Genomic DNA, 22,073 nt, shown 5'->3' on the forward strand with positions numbered 1-22,073 from the left:
ACAATTAACTCCTTGCCTAAAGGACTGAATCAGCCTTGTTTTTTGGTTACAGTTTCGACGATGTGCGACGGAGCTGTATTGTATTTTTTGAATTCCATAGAGTAGCTTGCGCGACCCTGGGACATCGAACGAACGTCGGTCGCATAACCGAACATCTCGCCCAACGGAACTTCAGCACGGATCACCTTACCGGAGACCGTGTCTTCCATACCCAGAATCATGCCGCGACGACGGTTAAGGTCGCCCATCACGTCACCCATATAGTCTTCAGGCGTAACAACCTCTACCGCCATGATCGGCTCGAGCAACTCACCACCACCCTTCTGGGCCAGTTGCTTGGTCGCCATGGAAGCAGCCACCTTAAACGCCATCTCGTTCGAGTCGACGTCGTGGTAAGAACCATCAAACACGGTAGCCTTCAGGCCGATCAGCGGATAGCCGGCAACTACGCCGTTCTTCATCTGCTCTTCGATACCCTTCTGGATAGCCGGGATGTATTCCTTAGGAACCACACCACCCACTACTTCGTTCACGAATTGCAGACCTTCCTGACCTTCGTCAGCAGGAGCAAAACGGATCCAGCAGTGGCCGAACTGGCCACGACCGCCGGACTGACGAACGAACTTGCCTTCGATTTCGCAATTCTTCGTGATGCGCTCACGATACGAAACCTGAGGCTTACCGATGTTGGCTTCGACGTTGAACTCACGGCGCATCCGGTCAACCAGGATGTCCAGGTGCAACTCGCCCATGCCAGAGATGATCGTCTGACCAGTCTCTTCATCAGTTTTGACGCGGAAAGACGGGTCTTCCTGAGCAAGTTTGCCCAGAGCGATACCCATTTTTTCCTGGTCATCCTTGGTCTTAGGCTCAACGGCAACCGAAATAACCGGCTCCGGGAAGTCCATGCGAACCAGGATGATTGGCTTGTCAGCGTTGCACAAGGTTTCACCAGTGGTGACGTCCTTCATGCCGATCAGGGCCGCGATGTCACCAGCGCGTACTTCCTTGATCTCTTCACGGGCGTTTGCGTGCATCTGCACCATACGGCCCACGCGCTCTTTCTTGCCTTTGACCGAGTTGATCACGCCGTCGCCGGAGGCCAACACGCCCGAGTAAACACGGACGAAAGTCAAGGTACCCACGAATGGATCGGTAGCGATCTTGAACGCCAGAGCCGAGAACGGCTCGTTGTCGTCTGCATGACGCTCCATTTGCTTTTCCTCGTCATCCGGGTCAGTACCCTTGATGGCAGGAATGTCGGTTGGAGCCGGCAGGTAGTCGATAACGGCGTCGAGAACCAGGGGAACACCCTTGTTCTTGAAGGAAGAACCGCAAACAGCCAGAACGATCTCACCAGCGATAGTACGCTGACGCAGAGCACCCTTGATTTCCTCGATGGTGAGTTCTTCACCTTCAAGGTACTTGTTCATCAGCTCTTCGCTGGCTTCGGCCGCAGCCTCAACCATGTTGTTGCGCCACTCTTCAGCCAGTTCCTGCAGTTCAGCAGGGATGGCCTCACGACGAGGAGTCATACCCTTGTCGGCATCGTTCCAGTAAACCGCTTCCATGGTCATCAGATCGATCTGACCCTGGAAGTTGTCTTCGGAACCGATAGCCAACTGGATAGGCACCGGAGTGTGACCCAGACGCTGTTTGATCTGAGCGATCACGCGCAGGAAGTTCGCACCGGCACGGTCCATCTTGTTCACGTAAACGATACGTGGAACACCGTACTTGTTGGCTTGACGCCATACGGTTTCGGACTGAGGCTCAACGCCGGAAGTACCGCAGAACACAACGACCGCGCCGTCGAGTACACGCAGGGAACGCTCTACTTCAATAGTGAAGTCTACGTGGCCCGGGGTATCGATGACGTTGAAACGGTACTGGTCTTTGTGCTGCTTGGCGGAACCCTGCCAGAAGGCGGTAATGGCAGCAGAAGTAATGGTAATACCACGCTCCTGCTCCTGCACCATCCAGTCTGTGGTCGCGGCGCCGTCATGCACCTCGCCCATTTTGTGACTTTTGCCAGTGTAAAAAAGGACGCGCTCAGTGGTGGTGGTTTTACCAGCATCCACGTGTGCAACGATACCAATGTTACGGTAGCGATTAATCGGTGTTGTACGAGCCATAAAGCCCTCGCAAAATTAGTGACGCTAAAATTAGAAGCGGTAGTGCGAGAAAGCCTTGTTGGCTTCAGCCATACGGTGAACGTCTTCACGCTTCTTAACTGCAGCACCTTTACCTTCGGCAGCGTCCAACAGTTCGCCAGCCAAACGCAGAGCCATAGACTTCTCGCCGCGCTTGCGGGCGTAGTCTACCAACCAGCGCATTGCCAGAGCGTTACGACGGGAAGGACGAACTTCGACCGGAACCTGGTAAGTAGCACCACCAACGCGGCGCGACTTCACTTCGACCAGCGGAGCGATGGCGTCGAGTGCTTTTTCGAAGAGTTCCAGGGGATCGGTGCCGGCCTTACGAGCCTTCACGGTATCCAGGGCACCATAAACGATACGCTCGGCAACGGCTTTCTTGCCGCTTTCCATTACGTGGTTCATGAATTTGGCGAGGATTTGGCTTCCGTATTTCGGATCGTCCAGAATCTCACGCTTGGCTGCTACGCGACGTCTTGGCATTGATAAGCCCTCAAACGGTCTTCAGGTTAGCCCGGGACAGCTCCTATGGATGCGTGCCCGACCTTACTCTTATCGACTCAATAAAATGAAAAACTGCAAAACGGCCAATTACTTCGGACGCTTGGTACCGTACTTCGAACGACCCTGGTTACGACCTTTAACACCGGAAGTATCCAACGAACCGCGAACGGTGTGGTAACGAACACCTGGCAAGTCTTTTACACGACCGCCGCGGATCAGTACCACGCTGTGCTCTTGCAGGTTGTGGCCTTCACCGCCGATGTACGAGGAAACCTCGAAACCGTTGGTCAGACGCACACGGCATACTTTACGCAGTGCCGAGTTAGGTTTTTTCGGCGTGGTGGTGTACACACGGGTGCACACGCCACGGCGTTGCGGGCAGTTCTGCAGCGCAGGCACGTCGGATTTCTCGACGATACGCTTACGCGGCTGACGTACCAGCTGGTTGATAGTTGCCATCTACTAGCTCCACTGTTGTCTTGCGACGCTATTGTCTTGCAAGAAAAGCAAAATGGCAGGAACGAGTTCCCGCCAAATTTAGGGGTACAAGAGTCTAAAGAGGATCTTGTCCCCAGTCAAGGCAAGGCCCCGCCCTCCCCGCTCATCCAATCTCGACAAATTGTCTCGATTCGATGAACGGAGTGACCAGGGCCTCACACTCATTTACCGCAGAACTCAGTTACCGCTCGAGTTCAGCGCTTCGGTCAGTGCAGCTTCCACTTCACTGGCGCTTACGCGCAACGGCTTGTCTGCATCACGGCGGCGCTTACGCTCGCTGTGATAAGCCAGGCCGGTACCAGCCGGGATCAGACGACCCACGACCACGTTTTCTTTCAGGCCGCGCAGGTAATCGCGCTTGCCGGTTACCGCCGCTTCGGTCAGTACGCGAGTGGTTTCCTGGAAGGAAGCCGCCGAGATGAACGATTCGGTGGACAACGACGCCTTGGTGATACCCAGCAGAACGCGAGTGAACTTGGAGACAAACTTGTCTTCGCCGCTCAGACGCTCGTTCTCTACCAGTACGTGAGTCAATTCCATCTGGTCGCCCTTGATGAAACTGGAATCGCCGGATTCAGCGATCTCAACTTTACGCAGCATCTGACGCAGGATGGTCTCGATGTGCTTGTCGTTGATCTTCACGCCTTGCAGACGGTAAACGTCCTGGATCTCGTTAACGATGTACTTGGCCAGCGCACTCACACCCAGCAGACGCAGGATGTCGTGTGGATCGCTCGGACCGTCGGAGATAACTTCGCCGCGGTTTACCTGTTCGCCTTCGAAGACGTTCAGGTGACGCCACTTCGGAATCAGCTCTTCGTACGGATCGGTACCGTCGTTCGGGGTGATGACCAGACGGCGCTTGCCCTTGGTCTCTTTACCGAATGCGATGGTGCCGCTGACTTCAGCCAGAATCGACGCTTCTTTCGGACGACGAGCTTCGAACAAGTCGGCAACACGCGGCAGACCACCGGTGATGTCGCGAGTTTTCGAAGTCTCTTGCGGGATACGAGCGATAACATCACCGATCGCGATCTTCGCACCATCCGCTACACCGACCAGGGCGTTGGCTGGCAGGAAGTACTGAGCGATAACGTCAGTGCCTGGCAGCAACAGATCCTTGCCGTTGTCGTCGACCATCTTCACAGCAGGACGGATGTCCTTACCGGCAGCTGGACGATCTTTGGCGTCGAGTACTTCAATGTTGGTCATACCGGTCAATTCGTCAGTCTGACGCTTGATCGTGATGCCTTCTTCCATGCCCACGTAGGTCACGGTACCTTTCATTTCGGTAACGATTGGGTGAGTGTGCGGATCCCACTTGGCCACGATAGCGCCAGCTTCGACCTTGTCACCTTCTTTAACCGAAATCACGGCACCGTACGGCAGCTTGTAACGCTCGCGCTCACGACCGAAGTCGTCAGCGATGGCCAGCTCACCGGAACGGGACACAGCAACCAGGCAACCATCCACTCGCTCAACGTGCTTCAGGTTATGCAGACGGACGGTACCGCCATTCTTCACCTGAACGCTGTCGGCTGCGGAGGTCCGGCTTGCCGCACCACCGATGTGGAACGTACGCATCGTCAGCTGGGTACCCGGCTCACCGATGGACTGGGCAGCGATAACGCCGACCGCTTCACCGATGTTCACCTGGTGACCACGAGCCAGATCGCGGCCGTAGCACTTGGCGCAAATACCGAAACGGGTTTCGCAGCTGATCGGCGAACGCACGATCACTTCGTCGATGCTGTTCAGCTCGATGAACTCGACCCACTTCTCGTCTACCAGGGTGCCAGCAGGAACGATGACGTCCTCGGTACCCGGCTTGAATACGTCACGGGCGATAACACGACCCAATACGCGCTCACCCAACGGCTCTACAACGTCGCCGCCTTCAATGTGCGGAGTCATCAGCAGACCGTGTTCGGTCCCGCAGTCAACTTCGGTCACAACCAGATCCTGCGCAACGTCTACCAGACGACGCGTCAAGTAACCGGAGTTAGCAGTTTTCAAGGCGGTATCCGCCAGACCCTTACGAGCACCGTGAGTCGAGATGAAGTACTGGAGTACGCTCAAACCTTCACGGAAGTTCGCAGTAATCGGCGTTTCGATGATGGAGCCGTCCGGCTTGGCCATCAGACCACGCATACCGGCCAGCTGACGGATCTGCGCAGCAGAACCTCGAGCACCGGAGTCGGCCATCATGTACATCGAGTTGAACGATTCTTGCTCAACTTCGTTGCCGTGACGGTCGATAACCTTCTCTTTCGAGAGGTTCGACATCATTGCCTTGGAGACTTCGTCGTTAGCTTTCGACCAAAGGTCGATTACCTTGTTGTACTTCTCGCCCTGAGTTACCAGGCCCGAGGCGTACTGACTTTCGATCTCTTTCACTTCATCGGTTGCAGCCGCGATGATGCGGGCTTTTTCATCCGGGATAACGAAGTCGTTAACACCGATGGAAACGCCGGAAATGGTCGAATAGGCAAAACCGGTGTACATCAACTGGTCAGCGAAGATCACAGTCTCTTTCAAACCAACCACGCGATAGCACTGGTTGATCAGCTTGGAGATCGCCTTCTTCTTCATCGGCAGGTTGACGACGTCGTACGACAGACCTTTTGGCACAACCTGGAACAACAGAGCACGGCCGACAGTGGTGTCGACGATACGGGTGTTGCTCACGCTGCCGCCATCACGGTCGTTGACGGTTTCGTTGATCCGCACCTTGACCTTGGCGTGCAGTGCGGCTTCGCCGGCACGGAACACACGGTCAACCTCCTGCAGATCCGCGAACACACGACCTTCGCCCTTGGCGTTGATCGCTTCACGAGTCATGTAGTACAGACCCAATACAACGTCCTGCGACGGAACGATGATTGGCTCACCGTTGGCTGGCGACAGAATGTTGTTGGTCGACATCATCAACGCACGCGCTTCGAGCTGGGCTTCCAGCGTCAGCGGTACGTGCACGGCCATTTGGTCGCCGTCGAAGTCGGCGTTGTACGCGGCGCAGACCAGAGGGTGCAGCTGGATAGCCTTACCTTCGATCAGTACCGGTTCAAACGCCTGGATACCCAGACGGTGAAGGGTCGGCGCACGGTTGAGAAGTACCGGGTGTTCGCGAATCACTTCAGCGAGAACGTCCCAAACCTCTGGCAGCTCGCGCTCGACCATCTTCTTGGCAGCCTTGATGGTGGTAGCGAGACCACGCATTTCAAGCTTGCCGAAAATGAACGGCTTGAACAGCTCGAGAGCCATTTTCTTCGGCAGACCGCACTGGTGCAGACGCAGGGTCGGACCTACGGTAATTACCGAACGGCCGGAGTAGTCAACACGCTTACCGAGCAAGTTCTGACGGAAACGACCCTGCTTACCCTTGATCATGTCAGCCAGGGATTTCAGAGGACGCTTGTTCGAACCGGTGATAGCGCGGCCACGACGACCGTTGTCGAGCAATGCGTCGACAGCTTCCTGCAACATACGCTTTTCGTTGCGCACGATGATGTCCGGTGCGGACAGATCCAGCAGGCGCTTCAAGCGGTTGTTACGGTTGATCACTCGACGATACAGATCGTTGAGGTCGGAAGTCGCGAAGCGACCGCCATCCAGCGGGACCAGTGGACGCAGATCTGGCGGCAGAACCGGCAGAACGGTCAGCACCATCCACTCTGGCAGGTTGCCGGAACCCTGGAAGGCTTCCATCAACTTCAGACGCTTGGACAGCTTCTTGATCTTGGTTTCGGAGTTGGTTTGCGGAATTTCTTCACGCAGGCGGCCAATCTCGTGCTCCAGGTCGATAGCGTGCAGCAGTTCACGGACAGCTTCGGCACCCATGCGGGCATCGAAATCGTCGCCGAACTCTTCCAGCGCTTCGAAGTACTGCTCGTCGTTGAGCAGCTGACCTTTTTCAAGGGTGGTCATGCCTGGATCGATAACGACATAACTCTCGAAGTAGAGAACGCGTTCGATATCACGCAGGGTCATGTCCATCAGCAAGCCGATACGGGACGGCAGCGATTTCAGGAACCAGATGTGGGCAACCGGCGAGGCCAGTTCGATGTGCGCCATGCGCTCACGACGAACTTTTGCCAGCGCGACTTCAACGCCGCACTTCTCGCAGATCACACCACGGTGCTTCAAGCGCTTGTACTTACCGCACAGGCACTCGTAATCCTTTACCGGGCCAAAGATCTTGGCGCAGAACAGGCCGTCACGCTCAGGTTTGAACGTACGGTAGTTGATGGTTTCCGGCTTTTTAACTTCACCGAACGACCACGAACGGATCATCTCAGGCGATGCCAATCCGATACGGATGGCGTCGAACTCTTCGACTTGACCCTGGTTTTTCAGCAAATTCAGTAGGTCTTTCAAGGCCTTTCCTCCTGGCGGAGCAGAGAGCGGGCAATCCTGCCCCGCTCTCGATTCGCGTCACGTGTTATTCGGTTTCCAGATCGATATCGATGCCGAGGGAACGAATTTCCTTGATCAACACGTTGAAGGACTCGGGCATGCCCGGCTCCATACGGTGATCGCCATCCACGATGTTTTTGTACATCTTGGTACGGCCGTTCACATCGTCCGACTTCACTGTGAGCATTTCTTGCAGAGTGTAAGCGGCACCGTATGCTTCCAGTGCCCAGACCTCCATCTCCCCGAAACGCTGACCACCGAACTGCGCCTTACCACCCAGCGGCTGCTGGGTAACCAGGCTGTACGAACCGGTAGAACGAGCGTGCATCTTGTCGTCTACCAAGTGGTTCAGCTTCAGCATGTACATGTAGCCAACGGTAACCGGGCGCTCGAACTTGTTGCCGGTACGGCCGTCGGTCAGCTGCATCTGGCCGCTTTCTGGCAGGTCCGCCAGTTTCAGCATGGCCTTGATTTCGCTCTCCTTGGCACCGTCGAACACTGGAGTGGCCATTGGAACGCCGCCACGCAGGTTTTGAGCCAGGTCCAGGATTTCCTGGTCCGAGAAGTCATCGAGGCTTTCCTGACGACCGCCGATCTCGTTATAGATCTCGTGCAGGAACTTGCGCAGCTCGGCAACTTTGCGCTGCTCTTCAATCATGCGATTGATCTTCTCGCCCAGACCCTTGGCCGCGAGGCCCAGGTGGGTTTCAAGGATCTGACCGACGTTCATACGCGAAGGTACGCCCAACGGGTTGAGGACAACGTCGACCGGGGTGCCATTGGCATCGTGCGGCATGTCTTCAACCGGCATGATCACGGAGACCACACCTTTGTTACCGTGACGACCGGCCATCTTGTCGCCCGGCTGGATGCGACGACGGATTGCCAGGTAGACCTTGACGATTTTCAGCACGCCTGGAGCCAGGTCATCGCCCTGCTGCAGTTTGCGCTTCTTGTCTTCGAACTTGTCGTCCAGCAGACGGCGACGATCAACGATGTAGGCCTGAGCCTTCTCGAGCTGCTCGTTCAGAGCATCTTCAGCCATGCGCAGTTTGAACCACTGGCCGTGCTCAAGACCGTCGAGAACTTCGTCGGTGATGTCCTGGCCTTTCTTCAGACCGGCGCCGCCTTCGGCTTTGTGGCCGACCAGAGCGGAACGCAGACGTTCGAAAGTAGCACCTTCAACGATACGGAACTCTTCGTTCAGGTCCTTGCGGATCTCGTCCAGCTGGGACTTCTCGATCGACAGTGCACGAGCATCACGCTCAACGCCGTCGCGGGTGAAGACCTGTACGTCGATGACAGTACCTTTGGTACCGGTAGGTACACGCAGGGAAGTGTCTTTAACGTCGCTGGCTTTTTCACCGAAGATCGCACGCAGCAGTTTTTCTTCCGGAGTCAGCTGGGTCTCGCCTTTCGGAGTGACCTTACCAACCAGGATGTCGCCTGCGCCAACTTCAGCACCTACGTAAACGATACCGGCTTCGTCCAGCTTGTTCAGAGCCGCTTCACCCACGTTCGGGATGTCGGCAGTGATTTCCTCTGGGCCAAGCTTGGTGTCACGGGCCACACAGGTCAGTTCCTGGATGTGGATCGTGGTGAAACGGTCTTCCTGAACAACACGCTCGGACAGACAGATGGAGTCTTCGAAGTTGAAGCCGTTCCATGCCATGAACGCGATGCGCATGTTCTGACCCAGAGCCAGTTCACCCATGTCGGTGGACGGGCCGTCGGCCATGATGTCGCTACGCTGAACCCGATCACCCTTACGCACCAGCGGACGCTGGTTGATGCAGGTGTTCTGGTTGGAGCGGGTGTACTTGGTCAGGTTGTAGATGTCGACACCGGCTTCACCGGTTTCAACTTCGTCATCGGCAACACGAACCACGATACGGCTGGCGTCGACGGAGTCGATCACGCCGCCACGACGAGCCACGACGCAAACGCCGGAGTCACGGGCTACGTTACGCTCCATGCCGGTACCTACCAGCGGCTTGTCAGCGCGCAGGGTTGGTACAGCTTGACGCTGCATGTTCGAACCCATCAACGCACGGTTGGCGTCGTCGTGCTCGAGGAACGGAATCAGCGACGCAGCAACCGAAACTACCTGCTTCGGCGATACGTCCATCAAGGTGACGTCTTCCGGCGCCTTGACGGTGAATTCGTTCAAGTGACGAACAGCTACCAGCTCGTCGATCAGGACTTTCTTGTCGTTCATCGTGGCCGAGGCCTGAGCGATCACGTGATCGGCTTCTTCGATGGCGGACAGGAACACGATCTCGTCGGTGACCAGAGCGTCTTTCACCACACGGTACGGGCTTTCCAGGAAGCCGTACTGGTTGGTGCGCGCATAAGCGGCCAGGGAGTTGATCAGACCGATGTTCGGACCTTCCGGCGTTTCAATCGGGCATACACGACCGTAGTGAGTCGGGTGTACGTCACGCACTTCAAAGCCGGCGCGCTCACGAGTCAGACCGCCAGGGCCGAGTGCAGAAACACGACGCTTGTGGGTGATCTCGGACAGCGGGTTGTTCTGGTCCATGAACTGGGACAGCTGGCTGGAACCGAAGAACTCTTTCACCGCCGCAGCCACTGGCTTGGCGTTGATCAGGTCTTGCGGCATCAGGCCTTCGCTTTCAGCCATCGACAGACGCTCTTTGACCGCACGCTCAACACGTACCAGGCCAACGCGGAACTGGTTCTCGGCCATTTCGCCTACGCAGCGAACACGACGGTTACCCAGGTGGTCGATGTCATCGACGATGCCTTTACCGTTACGGATGTCGACCAGGGTCTTCAGTACCGCGACGATGTCTTCCTTGCACAGCACGCCCGAACCTTCGATCTCGGTACGACCGATACGACGGTTGAACTTCATCCGGCCGACCGCAGACAGGTCATAGCGCTCAGGACTGAAGAACAGGTTGTTGAACAGGGTCTCGGCAGCGTCCTTGGTTGGCGGCTCGCCTGGACGCATCATGCGATAGATCTCGACCAGCGCTTCCAATTGGTTGCTGGTGGAGTCGATCTTCAGGGTGTCGGAGACGAACGGACCGCAGTCGATATCGTTGGTGTACAGAGTTTCGATGCGAACAACCTGAGCCTTGGCGATTTTGGCCAGGATCTCGGTATTCAGCTCGGTGTTGCACTCTGCCAGGATTTCGCCGGTTGCCGGATGCACGATGACCTTGGCGGTTGTGCGACCCAGGACGTAGTCCAGAGGCACATCCAGCTCTTTGATCCCGGCTTTTTCCAGCTGGTTGATGTGGCGAGCGGTGATACGACGACCCTGCTCGACAATAACCTTGCCTTTGTCATCCAGAATATCGAGGACAGCGATTTCACCGCGCAGGCGCTGAGGCACCAGCTCCAGGCTCAGGGTCTCGCCCTTCACGTGGAATACGTTGGTGGTATAGAACGCGTCCAGCACTTCTTCAGTGGTATAGCCCAGCGCGCGCAGCAGTACCGATGCAGGCAGCTTGCGACGACGGTCGATACGCACGAATACGCAGTCTTTCGGGTCGAACTCGAAGTCCAGCCACGAACCGCGGTAAGGAATGATGCGCGCGGAGTACAGCAGTTTACCGGAGCTGTGCGTCTTGCCACGGTCGTGGTCGAAGAACACGCCCGGGGAACGGTGCAGCTGGGAAACGATTACACGCTCGGTACCGTTGATTACGAAGGTACCGTTTTCAGTCATCAGGGGGATTTCACCCATGTAGACTTCTTGCTCTTTGATGTCCTTGATCGCTTTGTTCGACGACTCTTTGTCGAAAATGATCAGGCGCACTTTTACCCGCAAAGGTACGGCGTAAGTTACACCGCGCAATACGCATTCTTTGACATCAAATGCCGGTTCGCCCAGGCGATAACCGACGTACTCCAGCGCAGCATTGCCGGAGTAGCTGATGATCGGGAAAACGGATTTGAAGGCCGCATGCAGGCCCACGTCGCGGAACTGATCTTTAGTCGCTCCCGCTTGCAAGAATTCACGATACGAATCCAGCTGGATGGCCAGGAGGTACGGCACATCCATGACGTCCGGCAACTTGCTAAAGTCCTTGCGGATACGTTTTTTCTCAGTATATGAGTAAGCCATCAGCGTTCCCCAGCTTGGTCACCTGCTTGTTTGGCCCCTCCCGACGGGAGCAGCCAGAAAATCGTGCAAACCCCATGGTTTGCGCCACCGCATCGGGTGGTTACAGCACGTTATCGGCACCGACCCAGTCGGCTGCCAATAACGGAAAAAGGCCGGTGGCAAGAGCCACCAGCCATCAGCCTGTCGCTTAACGCTCGGGCTGGAGACGCAAAGTCGATGCTTACTTCAGCTCGACTTTAGCGCCTGCTTCTTCCAGAGTTGCTTTGGCTTTGTCGCCTGCATCTTTGGTCACTGCTTCCAGAACCATGGCAGGAGCGCCGTCAACTACAGCCTTGGCTTCTTTCAGGCCCAGACCGGTCAGTTCACGTACTGCCTTGATCACGTTAACTTTCTTCTCGCCAGCTTCCAGCAGCATGACGTTGAATTCAGTTTGCTCTTCAACAACAGCGGCAGCAGCGGCAGGACCTGCCGATGCAGCAGCAGCGGTAACACCGAATTTTTCTTCGAAAGCTTTGATCAGCTCAACAACTTCCATTACGGACATGTTGCCAACTGCTTCAAGGATATCGTTCTGAGAGATAGACATGAATCTAATTCCTGATATTGGGGACGGCCTACGCGACCATCGAAAAAAACAAAAAACGCGAGAAGTTGACGAGCCTTAGGCTGCAGCAGCTTCTTTCTGGTCGCGAATTGCCGCCAGAGTACGAGCCAACTTGCTGGTAGCGCCTTGAATCACGCTCATCAGCTGAGAAATTGCTTCGTCACGGGTCGGCAGAGTTGCCAGTACGTCGATTTGGTTAGCTGCGAGGAACTTGCCCTCGAACGCAGCTGCCTTGATCTCGAACTTGTCCTGACCCTTTGCGAATTCCTTGAAGATCCGGGCAGCAGCGCCTGGATGTTCTTTGGAGAACGCAATCAGGGTAGGGCCAGTGAACACGTCGTTGAGGACACTGAATTCAGTGTCAGCAACAGCGCGCTTGAGCAGGGTGTTACGTACAACACGTACGTAAACGCCAGCTTCACGAGCCTCTTTACGGAGTCCGGTCATCGCGCCTACTGTTACGCCACGGGCATCAGCCACGACAGCGGACAGAGCGACTTTGGCAGCCTCGTTGACTTCAGCGACGATGGCCTTCTTGTCTTCGAGTTTAATTGCCACGGGTTTAACTCCTGCTTGTTACCGTTTCATCTGGTCGAAACCGGATGTCGTTTTGGTGTCTGATTCGGTAAGGAACCGGGAGCACCATCTGCGTAGGCTTGAGGTTTAAGACTTGCGTCGCCTACGGTCTTGGATAGCCCCCGCCAGGCAGGGACCCCAATTTTTCAATTGGCGCAATCGCTTGCGCCAATCTGTGTCTTACGCGTCGAGCGAGCTTTGGTCGATGACCAGACCTGGGCCCATAGTGGTGCTCAGGGTAACGCGCTTGACGTAAATGCCTTTCGAGGAAGCTGGCTTGATACGCTTCAGATCAGCGATCAGGGCTTCAACGTTTTCCTTCAGCTTGACGGCATCGAAGCCGATCTTGCCAACGGAAGTGTGGATGATGCCGTTTTTGTCGGTGCGATAACGAACCTGACCAGCCTTGGCGTTTTTAACCGCGGTAGCTACGTCTGGGGTTACGGTGCCGACTTTAGGGTTAGGCATCAGGCCACGTGGACCGAGGATCTGACCCAGTTGACCTACAACGCGCATTGCATCCGGGGATGCGATCACTACGTCATAGTTCAGGTCGCCGCCTTTCATTTCGGCAGCCAGGTCGTCCATGCCTACACGGTCAGCGCCGGCAGCCAGAGCGGCTTCAGCAGCTGGACCCTGGGTGAACACAGCAACGCGAACGGTCTTGCCAGTGCCGTGTGGCAGCACAGTAGCGCTACGAACGACCTGGTCGGATTTACGCGGGTCAACACCCAGGTTTACAGCTACGTCAAACGACTCGCTGAACTTGACAGTCGACAGTTCAGCCAGCAGGGCAGCGGCGTCTACAAAGTTGTAGGCCTTGCCTGCTTCGATTTTGCCGGCGATAGCCTTTTGACGCTTGGTCAGCTTAGCCATTACACACCCTCCACGTTAAGGCCCATGCTACGAGCAGAACCGGCGATAGTACGCACGGCTGCTTCCATATCAGCTGCAGTCAGATCCGCGTTTTTGGTTTTCGCGATTTCTTCCAGCTGAGCACGGGTCACGGTGCCAACCTTAACGGTGTTCGGACGAGCGGAACCGCTGGTCAGACCGGCCGCCTTCTTCAGCAGAACCGAAGCAGGGGTGGATTTGGTTTCGAAAGTGAAGCTACGGTCGCTGTAGACAGTGATGATCACTGGAGTCGGCAGACCTGGCTCAAGACCCTGAGTACGGGCGTTGAAAGCCTTGCAGAATTCCATGATGTTCACGCCGTGCTGACCCAGAGCAGGACCAACAGGTGGGCTTGGGTTAGCCTGAGCGGCTTTCACTTGCAGCTTGATGTAAGCGGTAATCTTCTTGGCCATGAGGCACTCCAATTACGGGTTCGAACGCCTCGAAAGGCTCCCCGGTTACTTGCGCGTTTATCCCAGTGACGACAAAACCCCACAGCCTACGGCTGCGGGGTTGGGATTTTTGTTCAACTAGACCTTTTCGACCTGGCTGAACTCGAGCTCCACCGGAGTAGAGCGACCGAAAATGAGCACTGCGACCTGGATCCGGCTCTTTTCGTAGTTAACTTCTTCAACAACACCGGTAAAGTCTGCGAACGGACCGTCATTGACACGCACCGACTCACCCGGCTCGAACAACGTCTTCGGCTTCGGCTTATCGCTGCCATCGGCAACGCGACGCAGAATCGCTTCTGCTTCTTTATCGGTGATTGGCGCAGGCTTATCGGCAGTACCGCCAATGAAACCCATCACCCGAGGAGTGTCCTTGACCAAGTGCCAAGTACCCTCGTTCATATCCATCTGCACCAGCACATAGCCAGGGAAGAACTTGCGTTCGCTTTTGCGCTTCTGGCCATTGCGCATTTCAACCACTTCTTCAGTGGGAACCAGAATCTCGCCGAAGCCATCTTCCATACCGGCCAGCTTTACGCGCTCGATCAGCGAGCGCATTACATGCTTCTCGTAACCGGAGTAAGCATGCACAACATACCAACGCTTAGCCACGGGACACCCTTAGCCGACGATCAAGGAAACAAGCCAACCGAGCAGGGAATCAAGCCCCCACAACAGCAACGCCATAACCAGAACAACAGCCACAACGATCAACGTGGTCTGCGTGGTTTCTTGGCGAGTTGGCCAAACGACTTTACGAATTTCGGTGCGCGCTTCCTTAACCAGTACAAAGAAAGACTTGCCCTTGACCGTCTGCAGGCCTACAAAGGCAGCTACGGCAGCAATAGCAAGCAATGCGAGTACGCGGTACAGGATCGGCGAAGCAGAAAAGTACTGATTGCCAACAACGCCAACAACCACCAGAGCGACTACTACAAGCCACTTGAGGAGGTCGAAACGAGAGCCTTGAGCTTCAGCTTTAGGAGTCATCTATGAAGATCCTGTGAAAAGAAAGCCAGACACACCGAGTGAATCTGGCAGGTCAGGAGGGAATCGAACCCCCAACCTACGGTTTTGGAGACCGTCGCTCTGCCAATTGAGCTACTGACCTAAAACAAAATCAGGCCGACCATTATGCCGACCCGAAAAAGACTTTACAACACTTACCAGGTGATCCTGGTTGCAACACCGGCATTCACGACACCGGCAACCTTCAGAAACACAATCAGGCGCAACCACTACCACCTAAAACAAAGGCAGATATTTTCATATCTGCCTTGTTATATGGAGCTCTTGAGCGGATTTGAACCGCTGACCTCACCCTTACCAAGGGTGTGCTCTACCAACTGAGCTACAAGAGCGTAACACTGTGCAAAACCTGTAAACTTGGAGCGGGTAGCGGGAATCGAACCCGCATCATCAGCTTGGAAGGCTGAGGTTCTACCACTAAACTATACCCGCGAGGCTTACAGCTCTCGCTAAAATGGTGGAGGGGGAAGGATTCGAACCTTCGAAGTCGTAGACGTCAGATTTACAGTCTGATCCCTTTGGCCGCTCGGGAACCCCTCCTAAGCGAGCCGGCATTCTACATCATGCCAGCCTTCTGTCAAGCATTTTTCTCATTAAAAACCTGAGCTTAGCTGCGTTGACCTCGCTTCACACCGCTAACCGTTTCCGGTGTTCGCTGTGGAGCGGGCGCCATTCTATGCAAACTATTCGGCGGGTGCAACCCCCTCGCACGGCATTATTTTATGTTTTAACTCATTGAATTCTTTAGAAAGGTTTATCAGCTGCAAATCGTCCAGCCAACGCCGGCTTTCCGGTGCAATACGCACCCAATACCCTGCCCCTTCGGTCGCAGCTTTCGGCAGGGATTGAAACTTGACCTCCATCCCGCTCAAACGACGCTCAACCGCCTGCGCAGCCTCCTGACGCGTATAGCCGCCCAGATAAAGGCAGCCATTGTCTGTCGAGACAGCTTTACCCTTATCCTTGGAGACGTCACCCGCCTCGCTCAACAAGCGGATATCCTGTTGAGACCCGCGATACAGACTCAAAGGCGTGACATCCTTCGCGCGCAAAGGAGCCTCTTGTTGATGCCAGATGTAGTAGAAGCCATTGAGGACAAGCAGCAGCAGAAACAACCAACGCATAAAAACCTCAGGACAAGGGACAGGCCATGGCCAATCCGACAAACACCAAGTCCGAAACCACCCTGGCCCGAGGCACGACCTCAGTGACCAGGCCCGCATCCCCCCCGGTGAGGAATACGACAAAGTCCTCACCCCAGTAACTGCGCGCCAATTCGAGCTGGGTCAGCACGAAACCGCGCAACATCAACAGACAACCACGCTCTACAGCCTCGACAGTCGCGCGACCAGGAACAAGACTTTCCTGAGCCTGCTCGGCCGCCAGATCCCCATAACGAATTTTGCGGGTGTGGGTGCGCAACTGGTTGCGCATCAACGGCATCCCCGGGCAGATGAAACCACCCAGGTGCTCTCCATCCGCCGCGATAAAGTCAGCGGTCACGGCCGTACCGAAATCGAGCACCAGGCACGCACCTGAAGCCAGATGAAAACCTCCGAGCATTGCGAGCCACCGATCCAGCCCCAGCCGCTCAAACTCTTCATACCCATTGCGCACGCCTGACATTTCGCGCGCAGGCGTTGCGCACACAACCGGCACATCAAAGGTATCGCCGAGCAAAGACGTCAGCGTAACGGTTTCCTCCGCGGTCCTGACGCTCACCAACCGGCAAAACGTGAGGGCAAGCCCTTTGAGCGCTCCCAACCCCTCCAGCAATCCAAGATTGGAATCGACGACCCCTTCACCCAGCACCTGCCCGGCATTAGCGGCAAGCACACGCCACTTGATGAAACTATTCCCACAATCAAGCTCAAGAATCATCACGCAACCTCAGGCTCAACTCACCACCACTGAAGACTTTCTCCACACCATCCACCTTCAGGCGCAAGGCGCCCTGGCCATCAATACCAAGCACTTCACCATCAATTTGATTGACGCCGGCAATCAACGACACGCTTCGCCCCTGCCACAGGTGATTTTGCTCCCACTCTGACTGGATGACCAAAAAACCACCCGCTTGGTGACGAGCCAGGTATCGCTGCAGCATCTCCCCCAGCATCGCAACCAATTGGTTGCGATCAAACAATTTGCCTGACTCGAGCCGCAGGGATGTCCACTGCTGGTCCACCTCATCAGCGGACTGCATGTTCACATTGATTCCCACCCCCAGGACCACGTGACACACATCAGCAGGATCACCAACCAACTCGAGCAGTATTCCCGCGATCTTTTTCTGACCTACAAGGACATCGTTAGGCCATTTCAATCCAGCGGCTGCAATACCGAGCTCACGTAACGTCTGCAAGACAGCGAGTCCAACGACAAGACTCAAGCCCTCCAGCTGACGCATCCCACCATCAATACGTAGCACCAGGCTGTAATAGACGTTTTCCGCGAATGGACTGACCCACTTGCGACCACGTCGCCCGCGACCGGCAGTCTGCCGCTCCGAAAGCACCACAAAGGGTGCCGCCTGCCCGCGCCCAATAGCGCGCAGCGCTTCGGCATTGGTGGAGTCGACTGAATCGTAAACCTGGACGGGCCAGGCGCAAGAGTGCGCCTGAGCGCTTATCTCGGCAGGATCGAGCAGCGCTAATGGCGTGGACAATTGATAGCCGCGCCCACGAACCTTATGAATAGACAAACCCAGCTCAGCTTCCAAATGCTGAAGCTGCTTCCACACAGCACTACGACTGACGCCCAGGGCAGCACCCAATGCTTGACCCGAATGGAATCGGCCATCTTTAAGAAGCTTTAACAACGTCAGCATGCAGGTCTCGCCTCACAATGAGGCCCGCATGATAGCCACGCATCGAGCGATTGCATAGAAATCCAGCAGCCGTGGCTTTCCTGCAGACAAAAACAAAACCCCAACTGCTTTCGCAATTGGGGTTTCGGAATTTAATCTTGACGATGACCTACTCTCACATGGGGAAACCCCACACTACCATCGGCGATGCATCGTTTCACTGCTGAGTTCGGGATGGGATCAGGTGGTTCCAACGCTCTATGGTCGTCAAGAAATTCGGGTACTGAGTCGTGGCCGGTTGGCCGCGCTTCAGCAAATTGGGTATGTGACAGCTTGGTGTTTTGTGAGTATCACGAACTTTCGGTTCTTTCGTCTTCACACACCGCAATCTGGCCTTTCGACGCAAATTGCTTGGGTGTTATATGGTCAAGCCTCACGGGCAATTAGTATTGGTTAGCTCAACGCCTCACAGCGCTTACACACCCAACCTATCAACGTCGTAGTCTTCGACGGCCCTTCAGGGGACTCAAGGTCCCAGTGAGATCTCATCTTGAGGCAAGTTTCCCGCTTAGATGCTTTCAGCGGTTATCTTTTCCGAACATAGCTACCCGGCAATGCCACTGGCGTGACAACCGGAACACCAGAGGTTCGTCCACTCCGGTCCTCTCGTACTAGGAGCAGCCCCTCTCAAATCTCAAACGTCCACGGCAGATAGGGACCGAACTGTCTCACGACGTTCTAAACCCAGCTCGCGTACCACTTTAAATGGCGAACAGCCATACCCTTGGGACCGGCTTCAGCCCCAGGATGTGATGAGCCGACATCGAGGTGCCAAACACCGCCGTCGATATGAACTCTTGGGCGGTATCAGCCTGTTATCCCCGGAGTACCTTTTATCCGTTGAGCGATGGCCCTTCCATACAGAACCACCGGATCACTAAGACCTACTTTCGTACCTGCTCGACGTGTCTGTCTCGCAGTCAAGCGCGCTTTTGCCTTTATACTCTACGACCGATTTCCGACCGGTCTGAGCGCACCTTCGTACTCCTCCGTTACTCTTTAGGAGGAGACCGCCCCAGTCAAACTACCCACCATACACTGTCCTCGATCCGGATAACGGACCTGAGTTAGAACCTCAAAGTTGCCAGGGTGGTATTTCAAGGTTGGCTCCACGCGAACTGGCGTCCACGCTTCAAAGCCTCCCACCTATCCTACACAAGCAAATTCAAAGTCCAGTGCAAAGCTATAGTAAAGGTTCACGGGGTCTTTCCGTCTAGCCGCGGATACACTGCATCTTCACAGCGATTTCAATTTCACTGAGTCTCGGGTGGAGACAGCGCCGCCATCGTTACGCCATTCGTGCAGGTCGGAACTTACCCGACAAGGAATTTCGCTACCTTAGGACCGTTATAGTTACGGCCGCCGTTTACCGGGGCTTCGATCAAGAGCTTCGCGTTAGCTAACCCCATCAATTAACCTTCCGGCACCGGGCAGGCGTCACACCCTATACGTCCACTTTCGTGTTTGCAGAGTGCTGTGTTTTTAATAAACAGTCGCAGCGGCCTGGTATCTTCGACCGGCGTGGGCTTACGGAGCAAGTCCTTCACCCTCACCGGCGCACCTTCTCCCGAAGTTACGGTGCCATTTTGCCTAGTTCCTTCACCCGAGTTCTCTCAAGCGCCTTGGTATTCTCTACCCAACCACCTGTGTCGGTTTGGGGTACGGTTCCTGGTTACCTGAAGCTTAGAAGCTTTTCTTGGAAGCATGGCATCAACCACTTCGTGTTCTAAAAGAACACTCGTCATCAGCTCTCGGCCTTAGAATCCCGGATTTACCTAAGATTCCAGCCTACCACCTTAAACTTGGACAACCAACGCCAAGCTGGCCTAGCCTTCTCCGTCCCTCCATCGCAATAACCAGAAGTACAGGAATATTAACCTGTTTTCCATCGACTACGCTTTTCAGCCTCGCCTTAGGGACCGACTAACCCTGCGTCGATTAACGTTGCGCAGGAAACCTTGGTCTTTCGGCGTGGGTGTTTTTCACACCCATTGTCGTTACTCATGTCAGCATTCGCACTTCTGATACCTCCAGCAAGCTTCTCAACTCACCTTCACAGGCTTACAGAACGCTCCTCTACCGCATCACCCGAAGGTGATACCCGTAGCTTCGGTGTATGGTTTGAGCCCCGTTACATCTTCCGCGCAGGCCGACTCGACTAGTGAGCTATTACGCTTTCTTTAAAGGGTGGCTGCTTCTAAGCCAACCTCCTAGCTGTCTAAGCCTTCCCACATCGTTTCCCACTTAACCATAACTTTGGGACCTTAGCTGACGGTCTGGGTTGTTTCCCTTTTCACGACGGACGTTAGCACCCGCCGTGTGTCTCCCATGCTCGGCACTTGTAGGTATTCGGAGTTTGCATCGGTTTGGTAAGTCGGGATGACCCCCTAGCCGAAACAGTGCTCTACCCCCTACAGTGATACATGAGGCGCTACCTAAATAGCTTTCGAGGAGAACCAGCTATCTCCGAGCTTGATTAGCCTTTCACTCCGATCCACAGGTCATCCGCTAACTTTTCAACGGTAGTCGGTTCGGTCCTCCAGTCAGTGTTACCTAACCTTCAACCTGCCCATGGATAGATCGCCCGGTTTCGGGTCTATTCCCAGCGACTAGACGCCCTATTAAGACTCGCTTTCGCTACGCCTCCCCTATTCGGTTAAGCTCGCCACTGAAAATAAGTCGCTGACCCATTATACAAAAGGTACGCAGTCACCCAACAAAGTGGGCTCCCACTGCTTGTACGCATACGGTTTCAGGATCTATTTCACTCCCCTCTCCGGGGTTCTTTTCGCCTTTCCCTCACGGTACTAGTTCACTATCGGTCAGTCAGTAGTATTTAGCCTTGGAGGATGGTCCCCCCATATTCAGACAAAGTTTCTCGTGCTCCGTCCTACTCGATTTCATGACCAAGAGATTTTCGCGTACAGGGCTATCACCCACTATGGCCGCACTTTCCAGAGCGTTCCGCTAATCTCAAAGCCACTTAAGGGCTAGTCCCCGTTCGCTCGCCACTACTAAGGGAATCTCGGTTGATTTCTTTTCCTCAGGGTACTTAGATGTTTCAGTTCCCCTGGTTCGCCTCTTGCACCTATGTATTCAGTACAAGATAACCATCTTATGATGGCTGGGTTCCCCCATTCAGACATCTCCGGATCAAAGTCTGTTTGCCGACTCCCCGAAGCTTTTCGCAGGCTACCACGTCTTTCATCGCCTCTGACTGCCAAGGCATCCACCGTATGCGCTTCTTCACTTGACCATATAACCCCAAGCAATCTGGTTATACTATGAAGACGACATTCGCCGAAAATTCGATTGAGCTCCTAAGAGCAACTCACAAATTTTACCTTAGCCTGATCCGTTACCAGTGAAAGTAACGTTCAGTCTATCTTTCTATCACATACCCAAATTTTTAAAGAACGAACTAGTCAAAGACTAGAAATCAACATTCACCATCGTCTCGATGGAATGCTCATTTCTAAGCTTTATACAATCAGAAGCAGTTAGTGGTGGAGCCAAACGGGATCGAACCGTTGACCTCCTGCGTGCAAGGCAGGCGCTCTCCCAGCTGAGCTATGGCCCCGTATTTCTACAGGCGTTTCCCACACAAAATTGGTGGGTCTGGGCAGATTCGAACTGCCGACCTCACCCTTATCAGGGGTGCGCTCTAACCAACTGAGCTACAGACCCAATTTCGAGCTGCTAAGGCCGACCTCACCCTGCTCTTTACCACAAAGCACGGGGTGCGCTCTAACCAACTAAGCTACAACCCTTTTGGCTGCTTCTTATCGTCTTCTTCAATGAATCAAGCAATTCGTGTGGGAACTTATGGAGCAGCTGAGTCGTCGATTAAGGAGGTGATCCAGCCGCAGGTTCCCCTACGGCTACCTTGTTACGACTTCACCCCAGTCATGAATCACACCGTGGTAACCGTCCTCCCGAAGGTTAGACTAGCTACTTCTGGTGCAACCCACTCCCA

14 protein-coding genes, 6 tRNA genes and 3 rRNA genes (1 of these 23 running past the window's edge) are annotated in these 22,073 nt (G+C 55.0%); all 23 read right to left on the reverse strand.

Features of this window, described 5'->3' with window-relative positions; all coding sequences use genetic code 11:
• Window positions 1-29: 29 nt before the first annotated feature.
• Window positions 30-2,135: an elongation factor G gene (fusA, locus tag WHX55_RS27965; RefSeq protein ID WP_007994652.1), complete on the reverse strand. Its 2,106-nt coding sequence runs from the start codon at window positions 2,133-2,135 to the stop codon at window positions 30-32.
• Window positions 2,136-2,165: 30 nt separating this feature from the next.
• Window positions 2,166-2,639, reverse strand: a complete 474-nt coding sequence (rpsG, locus tag WHX55_RS27970; protein ID WP_007994653.1) for a 30S ribosomal protein S7 — start codon at window positions 2,637-2,639, stop codon at window positions 2,166-2,168.
• A gap of 108 nt (window positions 2,640-2,747) precedes the next feature.
• The gene (rpsL, locus tag WHX55_RS27975; RefSeq protein ID WP_003186084.1) at window positions 2,748-3,119 is read right to left on the reverse strand and encodes a 30S ribosomal protein S12; all 372 of its coding nucleotides are present in this window, start codon (window positions 3,117-3,119) and stop codon (window positions 2,748-2,750) included.
• Between the two features lie 216 nt (window positions 3,120-3,335).
• Window positions 3,336-7,535 (reverse strand): DNA-directed RNA polymerase subunit beta', encoded by a 4,200-nt coding sequence (gene rpoC, locus WHX55_RS27980; protein ID WP_150726866.1) that lies wholly within the window; start codon window positions 7,533-7,535, stop codon window positions 3,336-3,338.
• 64 nt (window positions 7,536-7,599) lie between these two features.
• On the reverse strand, window positions 7,600-11,673 hold the full coding sequence (gene rpoB / locus WHX55_RS27985) for a DNA-directed RNA polymerase subunit beta (protein WP_108218341.1): 4,074 nt from the start codon (window positions 11,671-11,673) through the stop codon (window positions 7,600-7,602).
• Between the two features lie 220 nt (window positions 11,674-11,893).
• Window positions 11,894-12,259 carry a 50S ribosomal protein L7/L12 gene (gene rplL / locus WHX55_RS27990; RefSeq protein ID WP_108218340.1) on the reverse strand — a complete coding sequence of 122 codons (366 nt, stop codon included), beginning with the start codon at window positions 12,257-12,259 and terminating at the stop codon, window positions 11,894-11,896.
• 75 nt (window positions 12,260-12,334) lie between these two features.
• Window positions 12,335-12,835 (reverse strand): 50S ribosomal protein L10, encoded by a 501-nt coding sequence (rplJ, locus tag WHX55_RS27995; RefSeq protein WP_007970413.1) that lies wholly within the window; start codon window positions 12,833-12,835, stop codon window positions 12,335-12,337.
• 198 nt (window positions 12,836-13,033) lie between these two features.
• Entirely contained in the window at window positions 13,034-13,729 is a 696-nt protein-coding gene (rplA, locus tag WHX55_RS28000) for a 50S ribosomal protein L1 (protein WP_003186095.1), read from the reverse strand.
• Complete coding sequence (rplK, locus tag WHX55_RS28005; RefSeq protein WP_007933726.1) at window positions 13,729-14,160, reverse strand: 50S ribosomal protein L11; 432 nt, start codon at window positions 14,158-14,160, stop codon at window positions 13,729-13,731. The genes rplA and rplK overlap by 1 nt, the downstream gene beginning before the upstream one ends.
• A gap of 117 nt (window positions 14,161-14,277) precedes the next feature.
• Entirely contained in the window at window positions 14,278-14,811 is a 534-nt protein-coding gene (gene nusG / locus WHX55_RS28010) for a transcription termination/antitermination protein NusG (RefSeq protein ID WP_007984405.1), read from the reverse strand.
• A gap of 9 nt (window positions 14,812-14,820) precedes the next feature.
• The gene (gene secE, locus WHX55_RS28015; RefSeq protein ID WP_007984402.1) at window positions 14,821-15,189 is read right to left on the reverse strand and encodes a preprotein translocase subunit SecE; all 369 of its coding nucleotides are present in this window, start codon (window positions 15,187-15,189) and stop codon (window positions 14,821-14,823) included.
• A 45-nt stretch (window positions 15,190-15,234) separates the two neighbouring features.
• Window positions 15,235-15,310, reverse strand: a tRNA-Trp gene (locus WHX55_RS28020).
• Window positions 15,311-15,484: 174 nt separating this feature from the next.
• Window positions 15,485-15,560 (reverse strand) — tRNA-Thr (locus tag WHX55_RS28025).
• Between the two features lie 26 nt (window positions 15,561-15,586).
• Window positions 15,587-15,660 (reverse strand) — tRNA-Gly (locus tag WHX55_RS28030).
• Between the two features lie 23 nt (window positions 15,661-15,683).
• Window positions 15,684-15,768, reverse strand: a tRNA-Tyr gene (locus tag WHX55_RS28035).
• Window positions 15,769-15,911: 143 nt separating this feature from the next.
• Window positions 15,912-16,352, reverse strand: coding sequence for a hypothetical protein (locus WHX55_RS28040; protein ID WP_353741666.1), 441 nt, complete (start codon window positions 16,350-16,352; stop codon window positions 15,912-15,914).
• Between the two features lie 7 nt (window positions 16,353-16,359).
• A complete protein-coding gene (locus WHX55_RS28045) occupies window positions 16,360-17,109 on the reverse strand; it encodes a pantothenate kinase (RefSeq protein WP_353741667.1) in 750 nt (249 codons plus the stop codon).
• Window positions 17,099-18,058, reverse strand: a complete 960-nt coding sequence (birA, locus tag WHX55_RS28050; protein WP_353741668.1) for a bifunctional biotin--[acetyl-CoA-carboxylase] ligase/biotin operon repressor BirA — start codon at window positions 18,056-18,058, stop codon at window positions 17,099-17,101. The genes WHX55_RS28045 and birA overlap by 11 nt, the downstream gene beginning before the upstream one ends.
• A gap of 135 nt (window positions 18,059-18,193) precedes the next feature.
• Window positions 18,194-18,309: ribosomal RNA gene (gene rrf, locus WHX55_RS28055) — 5S ribosomal RNA — on the reverse strand.
• A gap of 150 nt (window positions 18,310-18,459) precedes the next feature.
• A 23S ribosomal RNA gene (locus WHX55_RS28060) occupies window positions 18,460-21,353 on the reverse strand.
• Window positions 21,354-21,601: 248 nt separating this feature from the next.
• Window positions 21,602-21,677: transfer RNA gene (locus tag WHX55_RS28065), tRNA-Ala, on the reverse strand.
• Window positions 21,678-21,707: 30 nt separating this feature from the next.
• Window positions 21,708-21,784: transfer RNA gene (locus WHX55_RS28070), tRNA-Ile, on the reverse strand.
• 160 nt (window positions 21,785-21,944) lie between these two features.
• A 16S ribosomal RNA gene (locus WHX55_RS28075) occupies window positions 21,945-22,073 on the reverse strand; it runs 1,408 nt beyond the window's last position.
• The 16S, 23S and 5S rRNA genes sit together here with 2 tRNA genes alongside, the layout of an rRNA operon.

The organism is Pseudomonas fluorescens, assembly GCF_040448305.1.
Lineage (GTDB): Bacteria > Pseudomonadota > Gammaproteobacteria > Pseudomonadales > Pseudomonadaceae > Aquipseudomonas > Aquipseudomonas fluorescens_BH.

Excerpts from the sequence above, each read along its gene's own strand:
- rpsL (WP_003186084.1), bottom strand. The coding sequence starts at position 3,119 with ATGGCAACTATCAACCAGCTGGTACGTCAGCCGCGTAAGCGTATCGTC.
- WHX55_RS28045 (WP_353741667.1), bottom strand. The coding sequence starts at position 17,109 with ATGATTCTTGAGCTTGATTGTGGGAATAGTTTCATCAAGTGGCGTGTG.
- rpsG (WP_007994653.1), bottom strand. The coding sequence starts at position 2,639 with ATGCCAAGACGTCGCGTAGCAGCCAAGCGTGAGATTCTGGACGATCCG.
- rplA (WP_003186095.1), bottom strand. The coding sequence starts at position 13,729 with ATGGCTAAGCTGACCAAGCGTCAAAAGGCTATCGCCGGCAAAATCGAA.
- rpoB (WP_108218341.1), bottom strand. The coding sequence starts at position 11,673 with ATGGCTTACTCATATACTGAGAAAAAACGTATCCGCAAGGACTTTAGC.
- WHX55_RS28040 (WP_353741666.1), bottom strand. The coding sequence starts at position 16,352 with ATGCGTTGGTTGTTTCTGCTGCTGCTTGTCCTCAATGGCTTCTACTAC.
- fusA (WP_007994652.1), bottom strand. The coding sequence starts at position 2,135 with ATGGCTCGTACAACACCGATTAATCGCTACCGTAACATTGGTATCGTT.
- rplL (WP_108218340.1), bottom strand. The coding sequence starts at position 12,259 with ATGTCTATCTCTCAGAACGATATCCTTGAAGCAGTTGGCAACATGTCC.
- rplK (WP_007933726.1), bottom strand. The coding sequence starts at position 14,160 with ATGGCCAAGAAGATTACCGCTTACATCAAGCTGCAAGTGAAAGCCGCT.
- secE (WP_007984402.1), bottom strand. The coding sequence starts at position 15,189 with ATGACTCCTAAAGCTGAAGCTCAAGGCTCTCGTTTCGACCTCCTCAAG.
- birA (WP_353741668.1), bottom strand. The coding sequence starts at position 18,058 with ATGCTGACGTTGTTAAAGCTTCTTAAAGATGGCCGATTCCATTCGGGT.